The organism is Acidocella sp. (genome assembly GCF_052326845.1).
Taxonomy (GTDB): Bacteria; Pseudomonadota; Alphaproteobacteria; order Acetobacterales; family Acetobacteraceae; genus Acidocella.
This window is the reverse complement of record NZ_JBKQJR010000140.1, coordinates 1-12,929: the sequence shown is the minus strand read 5'-3', so window position 1 is coordinate 12,929 and position 12,929 is coordinate 1. Positions and strand designations below refer to the sequence as shown.

Below are 12,929 nucleotides of genomic sequence, written 5' to 3'. Positions count from 1 at the left end.
AAGCCATAGCCCATGTCCTGCTCGTACTGCTTGAAGGTGGCCAGCGAAGCGGCGTCATGCGTCTGCCCGTATTGCTGCAGGGCGTTGATCGCCTTGATGCCGTTCAGGATGCGCGGGCCAGCCTGCTGTTCCAGGGTCAGCAGACCGGGGATAACTTGGTCCTCGGAGTGCGTGATCAGCGGGGTCAGCACGTAAGGAATGCCGATCTCGGCCGAGCTGGTCTGGGTGGCGTCATTCGGCAGGGCGAAGAGCAGCCAGGGCGCGGCAGCAGCGGAGCTGTGCGCGTTGCTGTCTTCCCACAGGCCCTCGATGGCGGCGATTTTGGTCGGCTGAACCAGGTAGTCCAGGCGGCCCAGCGCGTCACCCAGCGTCACCACCGCGAGGGAGGAGATGATGCCGAACACCGAGGCCATGCGGAAGGAGCGCGCAGCCAGCGCCTTGTGGCGGTTGGTGAGGATGTAGAACGAGGAAACGCCCATCACGAACAGCGAGCCGGTCACGAAGCCCGCGATCGAGGTGTGGACGAACTTGGCCTGCGCGTCGTCGCTGAACACCAGGTTCACGAACGAGTTGAACTGCATGCGCATCGTGTCGGCGTCGAACGAGGCGCCCTGCGGGTTCTGCATGAAGCCGTTGGCCACCAGAATCCACAGCGCGGAGAGGTTGGAGCCCAGCGCGGTGAGGTAGGTGACGGCAAGATGCGCCGGCTTGGACAGACGGTCCCAGCCGAAGAACATCAGGCCGATGAAGGTGGATTCCATGAAGAAGGCCATCAGGCCCTCGATGGCGAGCGGCGTGCCGAACACGTCACCCACGAAATGCGAGTACATCGACCAGTTGGTGCCGAACTCGAATTCCATCGTCAGGCCGGTGGCGACACCAATGGCGAAGTTGATGCCAAAGAGCTTGGCCCAGAAATGGGTCATCTCCTTGTAAATCTCCTTGCCGGTGATGACATACACCGTCTCCATCGCCGCGATGAGGAACGTCATCCCGAGCGTGAGCGGCACGAAAAGGAAGTGGTAAAGCGCGGTTAGCGCGAATTGAAGTCGTGATAGTTCGACGACACTAGGATCGATTAACGGCATGCCCGTGAGCTCCAGCTGCTAGAAAAGCCTTTTATCAGCAGCCTCGGCTATAGGAGATATTAGCTTCTAGTGTAGTTGATTTAGATCAATAGGCGGAAAGATTGAGCCGGTTAGGTATTGCTGGAACCGGCGATCTGCCCCGATTTGAGCGCATGCACCTCGTCCATCAGCGCCAGCCCGGCCGGGCGGTGGGTGATGTAGAGAACGGTCTTGCCATCCAGCAGCGGCTTGAGGTCGGCCAGGAATTCGCGCTCCGTGGCGGCGTCCAGTCCTTCGGTCGGCTCGTCCAGCACCAGCCAGGGTGTGTCCTTCAGCACCGCGCGTGCCAGCGCCACGCGCCGCGCCTGCCCGCCGGAGAGCTTTATCCCCGCCTCGCCCACCAGCGTATCCAGCCCGTCCTTCTGTGCGCGCACGAAGTCCGCCAGCTGTGCCACCTCCAGCGCATGCCAAAGTGCGGCCTCGTCGGCATCGGCCTTGGCCAGCAGCAGATTGTCGCGGATGCTGGTGTGGAACAGATAGCTGCGCTGGGAAATCACGGTGACGTGAGCAGCCAGATCCTCGCTGCCATAGGCGCGCAGGTCGTGCCCGCCGAAGCGCGCCTCGCCTTCCTGAAATTCATGGAAGCGTAACAGCAGGTTGATCAGCGTGGTCTTGCCGGCACCCGTGGCGCCGGTGATGCCCACATGCCAGCCCTGCTGCACGCGCAGGTTCAAATGGCGCAACGCCCAGGGCGCGTCCGGCGCGTAGCGCAGGGACACATCCTTCAGTTCCAGCGCATAGCCTTGCGGCGCCGGGGCAGGGGCTGTGGGGGGCGCGACGGCGGGCGCCGTGTCCGCCAGGGCGAAGATCCGCCGCGCCGCGCTGCTGATCTGCCCGAGATACTGGAAGGCCAGCGGCAGCGGGGCCACGGCCTCGAACGCCGCCATGCTGCCCAGGGCGAGCAGCGCGAGGTCCGCCGGGTCCAGGTGAGCCGCCGCCACTTTCGCCCCGCCCGCGATGACCACGCCGAGCATGGTGAAATTGGTGGCCAGGCTGGCGGCTGCCGCGCCCAGGCCGGTGACTTTGGCCATCTTGCCCTGCGCCGCGATCAGCTCCGCCTGCAACGCCGCCGCCCGCGCCTGCAACGCCGGGGCGGCGCCATAGGTGAGCAGCTCGCCCATGCCCTGCACCGCATCGACGTATTCGGCGCGCAAGGTCGCATTCACGCGCACCATCTCGGCCCCGGCCGCGCGCCCGGCAAAGCCGGTGAAGCCCGGCACGCCAACCCCGGCGGCGAGCAGCCCCGCCGCCAGCGCCAAGGCCGCGGGCCAGGAGAAGATCGCGAAGAACAGCACCATCACCAGCGTGGTGAGCGCCGCGGTGAGCAGCGGCACATAAACGCGCAGGTAGAACAGGTTCAGCGTGTCGATATCCGCGACGATGCGCGAGAGCAGGTCGGCGGCGCGGTAGCCCTGCAACGCCGCCGGGGCCAGCGGCTCCAGCTTGGTGTAGAACCACACGCGCAGATCCGCGAGCAGGCGGAAAGTCGCCTCATGCGTCAGCAGCCGCTCGGCATAGCGCGAAGCCACGCGTAGCGTGGCGAAGAACCGCACCGAGGCCGCGGGGGTGAAGAAGTTGAACGTGTTCTGCACCGCGTAGCTGGCAAGGCCGGTGAGCGCCGTGGCGGCGAGGAACCAGCCGGAGAGCGTCATCAGCCCGAAATTGGCGAGGATGGTGACGCAGGCCAGGGCCAGCCCGCCGAACATCCAACGGCGCTGCGGCTTGAACAATTGGTGCAGGCGGATCAGATCGTGCATTCTTCTGCTCCCTCGCCCTCATAGGCGCGCAACAGTTCGCGGTATGGCCCTTCCTGCGCCGCCAGTGTTTGCGGCGGCCCGGCCTGGGCGACGCGGCCATCCATCAGCACCAGCACCTGATCCGCCCGCGCCGCCATGGCGAGGCGGTGGGCGATGACGATCACCGTGCGGCCCTGCGCCACCTCGGCGATGGCATCCAGCACCAGTGTTTCGCTCTCCATGTCGAGATTTGCCGTGGCTTCGTCGAGGATCAGCAAACGCGGGTTCTTCAGATACGCCCGCGCCAGCGCCAGGCGCTGGATCTGCCCGCCAGAGAGTTTTGCCCCGGCCTCGCCCACATCAGCGTCAAATTTTCCGGGCAGAGCTTCGATGAATTCCCACGCGCGGGCGCGTTGTGTGGCCTCCCGCAACTGCTCCCACCCGGCCTCCGGCGCGCCCAGGCGCAGATTATCCGCTATGCTGCCATGAAACAAACGCGGGTTCTGCGGCACCCAGGCCAGCGCCTGCCACCATGGCTCCTGCGCGATTCCCGCCAGATCCTGCCCGTTCACCAGAATTTGCCCCGCTTGCGGGCGGGAGAAGCCGAGTAGCAGCCGCGCCAGCGTGGTCTTGCCCGCCCCGCTCTCGCCGACGATGGCGGTGATCTTCCCGGCCGGGAAATGCGCCTCCAGACCGTCCAGCACCGCCGCGTCGCCATAGGAAAAATCCAGCCCATGGCAGGCGATTTCCAAAGCCCCCTGCGGCACCGCGCCGGTTCCTGCTTCCGGCACCGGCGCATCCAGCAGCGCGAAAATGCGCGTGGCGGCGGCAATCGCCGTCATGCGCGCATGGTAATGCACCGAGAGCCCGCGCAGCGGCACGAAATACTCAGGTGCGAGCAGCAGCACGAGAAACGCCGGGTAGAAATCGATGCGCGCATGGAGCAGCCGCGCGCCGAACAGCACCGCGACCAGCGCAATCGCCACGGAGGCGAAAAACTCCAGCACCGCGCTGGTGAGGAACGCGACGCGCAGCCCCGCCATGGTGGTGCGGCGGTAATCATCGGTGATGCGCGCGACGATGCCGATCTCATCGCGCGCCCGGCCGAACAGCTTCAGCGTTGTCAGCCCCTGCAGCATGTCGAGAAAATGCGTGCTCATCAGCAGCAGTTTTTCCCATTGCCGCTGGTTGATCGCCTCCGCCTTGTAGCCGACGAACACCATGAACACCGGCACCAGCGGCCCGGCGACGAGCAGGATCAGCCCGGAATACAGATCCAGCGGGAACACCAGCGCCAGGATGGCCAGCGGCACCGCCACGCATAGCGCCATCTGCGGCATGTAGCGCGAGAAATACGGCTCCAGCGCCTCGATGCCCTCGATCATCGTGGCGGCGACATCGGCACTCGCCTCATCCGCGGCCCCCACCGGCCCGCGGGCCAGCACCCGCGCCAGCAGTTCGGCGCGCAACCCGGTCTTGATCTGCGCCGCGGCCTTAAAGGCGGTGATCTCGGCAGCAAAGGTGAGCCCGCCGCGCAGCAGGAACAGCCCGGCCAGGCCCCAGAGGAACGGCGCCACCCCGGCCACGGTGGCGTGGTGGAAGGAGATGCGGGTGACGATCTGCGCCAGCAGCACGGCCTGCGCGATGATCAGCCAGCCGGAAACCAGGCCGAGCCCGATACTGGCGCGGAGCGCGCCGCGCGTGCGGCGTCCTTCCTTCATTAGCCGCGGGTCGATACGGGTACTCATGCCAACAAACCGCTCCACAGTGCTTCCGGCGCGGCGTACCGCGCGCCCTTGGCACTAACCGTCATGGGCTCCGAGAACAAGAACCCGCCTTGTTTTGATCCCGATCAATTCCCGCAGCCTTGCCGTCGCCTATTCTGCGTCAACGGAAGGCGATAGCGAGGAAGCGGTATGCCGGAACCAGCCAGTGAGACCAGGGTGCGCGCCGTCATCCCCGCCACGGCGTTGCAGGCGCTCATCGACGCGCTCGCGCAAACGCACACCGTTATCGGCCCGGTCCTGCGCGACGGCGCCATCATCTACGACCGTATCGCCAGGACCGAGGACCTCCCGGCTGGCTGGACCGACCGGCAGGAGGCCGGGCGCTACAATGTGGAGCGGCGCGACGATGCGGCGCTGTTCGGCTACAATGTCGGCCCGCATAGCTGGAAGAAGTTCCTGCACCCACCCCGGGAAACCTTGTTCACCGCGCGGCGGGAGGGCAGCGAGCTGACGATCACCCCGGATGAGAGCGCGGGCCAGGAGCGCTACGCCTTTCTCGGCGTGCGCGCCTGCGAGGTTGCGGCCATCGCCCGGCAGGACCGGATTTTCATGGGCGGGGCCTACCGGGATGCGGGCTACGCGGCGAGGCGGCGCAACGCCTTCATCGTGGCGGTGAATTGCACCGAGGCCGGGGCCACCTGCTTCTGCGCCTCCATGGGCACCGGCCCGCATGTGCAGGCGGGGTTCGACCTGGCGCTGACCGAATTGCTCGACGACAACCGGCACGATTTCCTGGTCCAGGCCGGGAGCCCGGCGGGGGCGGCGCTGCTCGCCACTCTGCCGGGGCGCGTGACGGAGGGGGCGGATCTGGCGGCTTCGGCGGCAGGCAAGGCGCGGGCCGATGCGCAGATGGGCCGCAAGCTGGAAACCAAGGGGCTCAAGGAAGCGCTGCAAGCCAACCCCACCCATTCGCGCTGGGACGAGGTCGCTACACGCTGCCTCTCCTGCGCCAACTGCACCATGGTCTGCCCCACCTGCTTCTGCACCACGGTCACCGATGTCAGCGATCTCTCGGGCACGGAATTCACGCGCGAACGGCAGTGGGATTCCTGCTTCACGCTGGATTTCTCCTACGTGCATGGCGGCGCCGTGCGCCAGAGCGGTGCCGCGCGCTACCGGCAATGGCTGACACACAAGATCGCCAGCTGGATCGACCAGTTCGGCGAGTCCGGCTGCGTCGGCTGCGGGCGCTGCATCACCTGGTGCCCGGTGGGCATCGACCTCACGGTGGAAGCCGCGATCATCGCCGCGGGGGATGCCAAATGAACAACGACAACCCCTGGGCCCTGCCGTTCTTCGCCGGGCTGAAGCCGGAATGGCTGGAGCGGCTGGCCGGTTGCGCTACCCCGCGCGCCTACGCCGAGGACACGTATCTGTTCCGCGAGGGCGGGGCCGCCGCGCAATGCCAAGTCATCACCCAGGGCCATGTCGCGCTGGAAATCGCCGCCCCGGGCTGCCCGCCCGTGGTGTTCCTCACCCTTGGGCGCGGCGATGTCGTGGGTATTTCCTGGCTGCTGCCGCCCTACCGCTGGTCGTTCGACGCCCGGGCCGTGGAACCCACGCGCACCCTGGCGTTCGACGCCGTGTGTCTGAACGAGATGTTCGAGGCCGACCATGAGTTCGGCTACGCGATGATGAAACGCTTCCTGCCGGTGCTGGTGCGGCGCCTGCAGGCAACCAGGTTGCAGGTGCTCGATGTTTACGCCAGACACTGACGTGGCCCTTCAGCCGGACCCGTTCCTGCCCGCGCTCTATTGCGTGGCCAGCGTCCGGCGTGACCTGGGCGATACCGTGACCATCGAGCTGCTGCCGAAACACGGCGCGCGGCCCGATTTCACCCCCGGCCAGTTCAACATGCTCTACATCCCCGGCGTGGGCGAGGCCGCGATCAGCATGAGCGGCCATGCCAGCGAGAGCCCGGGCTATCTGCACACCATCCGCGATGTTGGGGCGATCAGCGCAGCACTCACCCATGTCGCCACCGGGGCGCAGATCGGCGTGCGCGGGCCGTTCGGCGCGGGCTGGCCGATGCGGCAGGCCGAGGGGCGGGACGTGCTGATCATCGCCGGCGGGTTGGGCATGGCGCCGCTGCGTCCGGCCGTGGTCGGCATCCTTGCCAACCGCACGCGCTATGGCCGCGTCTCGGTACTCGCCGGCAGCCGCAACCCCAACGACATCCTCTACCGCGAGGAGGTGAAGGACTGGCGCCAGCGCCTGGACCTTGACGTGCTGGTCACCGTGGACCGTGCCGATGTGGACTGGCGCGGCAATGTCGGCGTGGCGCCGATGCTGATCTCCCGCGCCGCCATCGACCCTGGCAACACCATCGCCATGGTCTGCGGCCCGGAGGTGATGATGCGCGTGACCGCCGACATGCTGCTGCACGCGGGCGTGCCAGCGGAGCGCATCTATCTCTCGATGGAGCGGAACATGAAATGCGCCATCGGGCTGTGCGGGCATTGCCAGTTCGGCCCCGGCTTCGTCTGCAAGGACGGCCCGGTGATGCGCCTCGACCAGATCGCGCATCTGCTCGCCGTCAGGGAGATTTGAGCAATGGACATGCAGCGCCGCCCCCGCCTCGCGGTCTGGAAATTCGCCTCTTGCGATGGCTGCCAGCTCTCGCTGCTGGATTGCGAGGACGAGCTGCTCGCGGTCGCGGGTGCCGTCGAGATCGCGAACTTCCCCGAGGCCACTAGCGCCTTCCTCCCCGGCCCGTACGATCTTTCGCTGGTGGAGGGCTCGATCCTCACCGCGCACGACGCCGAGCGCATCCAGGAGGTGCGCAGGCAGTCGCGCCATCTCGTCACCATCGGCGCCTGCGCCACGGCGGGGGGCATCCAGGCCTTGCGCAATTTCCGCGACGTGCAGGAATGCATCGCGGCGGTCTATGCCTCGCCGCAATATATCGACACGCTGGCGACATCGACGCCGATTTCCGCGCATGTGAAGGTGGATTTCGAGCTGCGCGGCTGCCCGATCAACAAGGCGCAGCTGGTCGAGGTCATCAGCGCGTTCCTCATCGGGCGCAGGCCGGGCGTGGCCGCGCATAGCGTGTGTGTCGAGTGCAAGCGGCGCGGCACGGTCTGTGTCATGGTGACGGGTACGCCCTGCCTGGGTCCGGTCACGCATGCGGGCTGCGGCGCCATCTGCCCGGCCTATGCGCGCGGCTGCTATGGCTGCTTCGGGCCGATGGAAACCCCCAATACCGCCGCCCTGGCCAAGGAATGGAGCTTGCTGGGTGCCAGCGAGCGGGACATCCAGCGCGCCTTCCGCAGCTTCAACGCCGCCGCCACGCCGTTCCAGGAAGAGAGTGAAGCGCATGACCACTAGAACCATCAAGGTCGACACCCTTACCCGGGTGGAGGGCGAGGGCGCGCTCTCGCTGCGCATCGAGAATGGCGCGCTCGCCGCCGCCGAGCTGCGCATCTACGAGCCGCCGCGCCTGTTCGAGGCGGTTTTGCGCGGGCGTTCCTACATGGAAGTGCCGGATATCGTCTCGCGCATCTGCGGCATCTGCCCCATCGCCTACCAGACGAGCGCGGTGCAGGCGATCGAATCCGCCTTCGGCGCCACGGTGGACGGGCAGTTGGCCGCGCTCAGGCGGCTGATCTATTGCGGCGAGTGGATCGAGAGCCACGCGCTGCATATCGTCATGCTGCACGCGCCGGATTTCCTCGGCTTCCCCGACGGCATCCAGATGGCCGGGGCGCATGGCGAGGCGGTGCGCGCCGGGCTGGCGGTGAAAAAAGCCGGCAATGAGCTGATGCGCATTGTCGGCGGACGGGAAATCCATCCCGTCAACGTGAAGCCCGGCGGCTTCTACCGTCTGCCCACCAAGGCCGAGCTGGCGGCGCATGTGGATGCGTTGCGCGCCGCGCAGGAGCAGGCCGTCGGGCTGGTGCGCTGGGTTGCCGCGTTCCCGTTCCCGGATTTCGAGAGGGATTATGAGTTTGTCTCCCTGCATGATGGCGAGACCTACCCGATCATCGGTGACCGGCTGGTGTCCAGCGCGGGGCTGGATATCCCGATTTCCGCCTTCGAGGAGGAGTTCGAGGAGCGCCACGTGGAGCATTCCACCGCGCTGCACGCGGTGCTGAAGCGGCGCGGGAATTATGTGGTCGGGCCGCTGGCGCGCTACGCGCTGAATTCCTCTCTGCTGCCCGTGAGGTTGCAGGCGCTGGCGTGCGAGGCGGGGCTGGGGCCGGTCTGCCGCAACCCGTTCAAGAGCATCATCGTCCGCGCGCTGGAAGTGGCCTATGCCTGCGGCGAGGCGCTGCGCCTGATCGCCGCTTATGAGCCGCCCGCCGAGGCCGCCGTGACGTTGCAGCCGCGCGCGGGCGTTGGCTTCGGCTGCACCGAGGCGCCGCGCGGCATCTGCTGGCACCGCTACGAGTTCGAGGCCGATGGCAGCGTGGCGCGTGCCCGCATCGTGCCGCCCACCTCGCAGAACCAGCCGAGCATCGAGGCCGACCTAGCCGCGCTGGCGACCCCGCTGCTGGAGGAGCCGGATGACATCATCCGTGCCCGCTGCGAGTTCGGCATCCGCAATTTCGACCCCTGCATCTCCTGCGCCACGCATTTCCTGAAGCTCTCGGTGCATCGCGGGTGAGCCTGCGGCTTGTCGCCGGAATCGGCCATCCGGACCGGGGGGACGACGCGGCCGGGCTGCTCGCCGCCAGCCAACTTAAGGGCCGTCTGCCGCCCGGCGTGGAACTGCGCCTTTGCACCGGCGACCTGCTCAGCCTGGCGCAGGGCTGGGCGGGGGCGGAACTGGCGGTCTGTATCGACGCCGTGGCCCCTTCGGGCCAGCCCGGGCGCATCCATGTGCTGGACGGGCAGACGGGATTCGCCACGGGGCATCCCGCTTCCTCGCACGGGTTCGGGCTGGCGGAGGCAGTGGCGCTCTCCCGCGTGCTGGGCACGCTGCCGGAGAAGCTGCTGATCTACGGGATCGAGGGGGTGGATTTCACGCCGGGTGCCGCAATGTCGCCGGACGTGGCGAGCGCGGCGGTAGAGGCGGCCCGGCTTATCCTCGCCGCGCTGGCGGATTAGTGCCCGGCGGCGCTGATATGCGACAGCGCCAGCAGGCTGAGAATCAGGGCGATCAACAGCGGCGGGACCAGCCCGCTTTTCTCGTGGGCGTCGTCAGGGTGCGAATACATCTCGCTCTCGCCCGGCCCGGGGATGGTTCCCGTGCCAAGATGCTGCGCACTCCGATCCCGCAAAAATTTGTCAAATAGATCTAACATCACATTATCACCGCTTCGGATAATACCGACACTTTACAAAAAACGACACTGAAATTTATGCAAAACTTATTCGCGGCGCCGCGCGGAATGACGATTTTCCGAGAAAGTTGCCAATTTGGCACGTTCTGCCTCCAGCATGAATCTACGCCGCCGCCATCCATGCAAACTCCTCCCGGCCCGGGTTCGGGCAGAAATATTCCGCCCCGGTCCAGCCCGCATAGGGCAAATGCCGGATGGCGCGGAACAGGCGGGGGAAGTCCAGCTCCCCCGTGCCCGGCGCGCCCCGGCCCGGATAGTCGGAGACCTGGATATGGCCGATGCGCCCCAGCCGCCGTGTCAGCCCCTCCAGCGCATCCTCGCCGCCTGCGCGGGCGTGGTACACGTCGTATTGCAAGGCCAGATTATCCTTGCCGACGGCGGTGAGCAGCGCATCCGCCTCGGCATAGCCGTTCAGGATGAAGCGCGGATTATCCACCCGGTTCAGCGGTTCCACCAGCAACTGCACGCCGCGCACGGCCAGCATGTCGGCGGCGAGGCGCAGGTTCTCCACCAGCACGTCCCAGCAGCGCTCCGGGGCCTCGCCCTCCGGCAGGTTGCCGGCCAGGCAGTTCACGCGCGGGCAGCCGAGCGCGTTGGCGTACTCCCTGGCGCGCATCACGCCGCGCAGGAATTCGTCCTCCCGCCCGGGGATGCAGGCGATGCCGCGCTCCCCCCCGGCGAAATCCCCGGCGGGGATGTTGATCAGCACGAACTCCACCCCCGCAGCACCTGCGGCGCTGGCCAGGGTGGAGGCTGGCAGCTCGTAGGGGAACTGCATCTCCACGGCCGTGAACCCGGCCTTGGCGGCGGCGGCGATGCGCCCGGGCACCGGCAGGGCGGTGAACAGCGTGCTGATATTGGCGGAGAAACGCAGCATCCTTAACCTCTCCCGATGAACGGCATGTTCGTCGCCATCACGGTCATGAACTGCACATTGGCCGAGAGCGGCAGGCTCGCCATGTGCAGCACCGAGGCGGCGGCATGCTCCACGTGCATCATCGGCTCGGGCGCGATGCTGCCATCCGCCTGCATGGAGCCGCGCGCGATTCCGGCGGAAAGTTCCGTGGCGGCGTTGCCGATGTCGATCTGCCCGCACGCGATGCCGCAGGCCCGGCCCTCCAGCGACAGCGCGCGGGTGAGCCCGGTGACGGCATGTTTCGAGACCGTATACGCCACAGCCTGCGGGCGCGGCACATGCGCCGAGATCGAGCCGTTATTGATGATCCGCCCGCCCTGGGGCGATTGCGCGGCCATCACCCGGAAGGCGGCGCGGGCGCAGAGGAACATGCCGGTCACGTTCACCGCCAGTGCCGCGGAGAAATCCGCCAGCTCTATTTCGGGCAAGGGGGCAGGGCGGGAGAAGGCGCCGGCATTGTTGAACAGCAGATCCACCCGGCCGAAGCGGCGCACGGTTTCGTCGAACAAATGCTGCACGGCGGCCTCAATGGTCACGTCGGCAACGATGGGCGCCAGGGCGGGATGCGCCGCCGCGGCCTCCTCCAGCGCAGCCAGCCGCCGCCCGGCCAGCACCACCTGCCAGCCGGCCTCGGCCAGTTTGCGCCCGGCGGCGCGGCCAATGCCGCTGCCCCCGCCGGTGATCACCGCCACCTGCGTCATGTCTTCATCTCCTGTCGTGTCTATCGCCCGGCATCCACCAGCACGCGCTTTCCCGGCGCCTTCTGGCGCAGGGGGACGATGCCGTGCAGGTCCTTGCTTGCCTCGGCGATGGTCAGCCCCGCCAGTTGCGGCGCCAGCAGCCGTCCGGTTTGCTCGTACAGTCCGAACCCGCGCAGCATTGGCGTCCAGCCGCAGGGCGGGGCGAACAGCGCGGGCACATGGGCTTCCACATGGAAGAACAGGTTGCCGAGCAGCCGGCCGAGCTGGCCCTCGGAATAAGGCTGGCCATGGCCGAAGGGCGTGCTCTCCGCGTGCGCCCACATGCCGTGCCGGTTCGGCACCACCACGATCAGCCGCCCGTCATCCTTCAGCAGCCGCCAGGCCTCGCGCAATATGCGCCTGGCGTTGTCCGCCTGCTCCAGGCCATGCACGAGCAGGATGCGGTCGAACATCAGGTCGGGGAAGGGCAGGGCGTCCTCTTCCGCCAGGCAGGAGAGCGAGGCCCGTCCCGCCGGCCAGGGTGCTGGCCCCATGTCCCGGGGCGAGATGGTCAGGCAGCGCACCGCCTGCTCCCGCCACAACTCCAGATACGGCCCGGTGAAGCCCAGGCCCAGCACCGAAAGCCCGGCGCAATCCGGCCACAGCGCCGCGAGCTTCTGCCGAAGCAGCCCGGCTGTCAGCCGCCCCAGGGGCGTCGCGTAAAATCCAGCCGCATCTCGCGCATCGATCGCCATTGCCCCTATATAGCGCGGCAGACGGAAAGGAGCGACCCACATGGCGGTGACGGTACAGGCGATCCCGATGCTTTCGGACAATTATTCCTGGCTGCTGCATGAGCCGGTGACGGGCAAGACCGGCATCGTCGACCCGGCCGAGGCCCAACCCGCCATCGCGGCGCTGGAGGCGGCGGGCTGGGGGTTGGACTACATCTTCCTCACGCACCACCATTTCGACCATATCGGCGGCGCTGAGGGGCTGGTGGCGCGCTACGGCGCCAAGGTGGTGGGCAATGGCGCGGACGCACACCGTCTGCCCAGGCTCGACATCGCGGTGCATGAGGGTTCGCTGGTGGATTTCGGCGCGGCGAAGCTGCGCGTCATCGAGGTGCCGGGCCACACGCTCGGCCACATCGCCTATTACATCGCCGATGGCGGCATCCTGCTGCCGGGCGACACGCTGTTCAGCCTGGGCTGCGGCCGGCTGTTCGAGGGCAGTGCGGCGCAGATGTTCAGCTCCATCGCCAAATATAGCGACCTGCCGGACGACACGCTGGTCTGCGCCGGGCATGAATATACCGCTTCCAACGCCAAATTCGCCCTCGCCATGGAGCCGGAGAACGAGGCCCTGCGTGCGCGCACCAAGGCGGTTGAGGCC

General features: G+C 67.4%; 14 protein-coding genes. 7 read left to right on the top strand and 7 right to left on the bottom strand.

What is annotated here, in order from left to right; all coding sequences use genetic code 11:
* The 3 genes from ACLPJJ_RS09285 to cydD form a co-directional block, all read right to left on the bottom strand.
* A partial coding sequence (locus ACLPJJ_RS09285) for a cytochrome ubiquinol oxidase subunit I (RefSeq protein WP_443590694.1) occupies positions 1 to 1,088 on the bottom strand: 1,088 nt, incomplete at its 3' end.
* Between the two features lie 110 nt (positions 1,089 to 1,198).
* Positions 1,199 to 2,884 (bottom strand): thiol reductant ABC exporter subunit CydC, encoded by a 1,686-nt coding sequence (gene cydC, locus ACLPJJ_RS09280; RefSeq protein WP_443590693.1) that lies wholly within the window; start codon positions 2,882 to 2,884, stop codon positions 1,199 to 1,201.
* Complete coding sequence (gene cydD / locus ACLPJJ_RS09275) at positions 2,872 to 4,611, bottom strand: thiol reductant ABC exporter subunit CydD (RefSeq protein WP_443590692.1); 1,740 nt, start codon at positions 4,609 to 4,611, stop codon at positions 2,872 to 2,874. The genes cydC and cydD overlap by 13 nt, the downstream gene beginning before the upstream one ends.
* Positions 4,612 to 4,779: 168 nt before the next feature.
* On the opposite strand from cydD, the gene ACLPJJ_RS09270 reads away from it, so the two are divergent.
* The 6 genes from ACLPJJ_RS09270 to ACLPJJ_RS09245 are packed head-to-tail and all read left to right on the top strand — an operon-like array spanning position 4,780 to position 9,702.
* Positions 4,780 to 5,916, top strand: a complete 1,137-nt coding sequence (locus ACLPJJ_RS09270) for a 4Fe-4S dicluster domain-containing protein (RefSeq protein ID WP_443590691.1) — start codon at positions 4,780 to 4,782, stop codon at positions 5,914 to 5,916.
* The gene (locus ACLPJJ_RS09265; protein ID WP_443590690.1) at positions 5,913 to 6,365 is read left to right on the top strand and encodes a cyclic nucleotide-binding domain-containing protein; all 453 of its coding nucleotides are present in this window, start codon (positions 5,913 to 5,915) and stop codon (positions 6,363 to 6,365) included. Before ACLPJJ_RS09270 ends, ACLPJJ_RS09265 begins: the two co-directional genes overlap by 4 nt.
* A complete protein-coding gene (locus tag ACLPJJ_RS09260) occupies positions 6,346 to 7,200 on the top strand; it encodes an FAD/NAD(P)-binding protein (RefSeq protein WP_443590689.1) in 855 nt (284 codons plus the stop codon). The genes ACLPJJ_RS09265 and ACLPJJ_RS09260 overlap by 20 nt, the downstream gene beginning before the upstream one ends.
* Before the next feature lie 9 nt (positions 7,201 to 7,209).
* Positions 7,210 to 7,980 (top strand): hypothetical protein, encoded by a 771-nt coding sequence (locus ACLPJJ_RS09255; protein ID WP_443590688.1) that lies wholly within the window; start codon positions 7,210 to 7,212, stop codon positions 7,978 to 7,980.
* Entirely contained in the window at positions 7,970 to 9,259 is a 1,290-nt protein-coding gene (locus ACLPJJ_RS09250; protein WP_443590687.1) for a Ni/Fe hydrogenase subunit alpha, read from the top strand. The genes ACLPJJ_RS09255 and ACLPJJ_RS09250 overlap by 11 nt, the downstream gene beginning before the upstream one ends.
* Entirely contained in the window at positions 9,256 to 9,702 is a 447-nt protein-coding gene (locus ACLPJJ_RS09245; RefSeq protein ID WP_443590686.1) for a hydrogenase maturation protease, read from the top strand. Before ACLPJJ_RS09250 ends, ACLPJJ_RS09245 begins: the two co-directional genes overlap by 4 nt.
* Here ACLPJJ_RS09245 and ACLPJJ_RS09240 read toward each other — a convergent pair.
* From ACLPJJ_RS09240 to ACLPJJ_RS09225, 4 genes are all read right to left on the bottom strand, one after another.
* On the bottom strand, positions 9,699 to 9,899 hold the full coding sequence (locus ACLPJJ_RS09240; RefSeq protein ID WP_443590685.1) for a hypothetical protein: 201 nt from the start codon (positions 9,897 to 9,899) through the stop codon (positions 9,699 to 9,701). The two genes, ACLPJJ_RS09245 and ACLPJJ_RS09240, sit on opposite strands and share 4 nt — an antisense overlap.
* A gap of 142 nt (positions 9,900 to 10,041) precedes the next feature.
* Positions 10,042 to 10,815 carry a TIM barrel protein gene (locus ACLPJJ_RS09235; RefSeq protein WP_443590684.1) on the bottom strand — a complete coding sequence of 258 codons (774 nt, stop codon included), beginning with the start codon at positions 10,813 to 10,815 and terminating at the stop codon, positions 10,042 to 10,044.
* A gap of 2 nt (positions 10,816 to 10,817) precedes the next feature.
* Positions 10,818 to 11,555, bottom strand: a complete 738-nt coding sequence (locus tag ACLPJJ_RS09230) for an SDR family oxidoreductase (protein ID WP_443590683.1) — start codon at positions 11,553 to 11,555, stop codon at positions 10,818 to 10,820.
* Positions 11,556 to 11,575: 20 nt separating this feature from the next.
* Entirely contained in the window at positions 11,576 to 12,289 is a 714-nt protein-coding gene (locus ACLPJJ_RS09225) for a class I SAM-dependent methyltransferase (protein ID WP_443590682.1), read from the bottom strand.
* A 40-nt stretch (positions 12,290 to 12,329) separates the two neighbouring features.
* Between ACLPJJ_RS09225 and gloB the strand changes: the two genes are divergently transcribed.
* A partial coding sequence (gloB, locus tag ACLPJJ_RS09220) for a hydroxyacylglutathione hydrolase (protein WP_443590681.1) occupies positions 12,330 to 12,929 on the top strand: 600 nt, incomplete at its 3' end.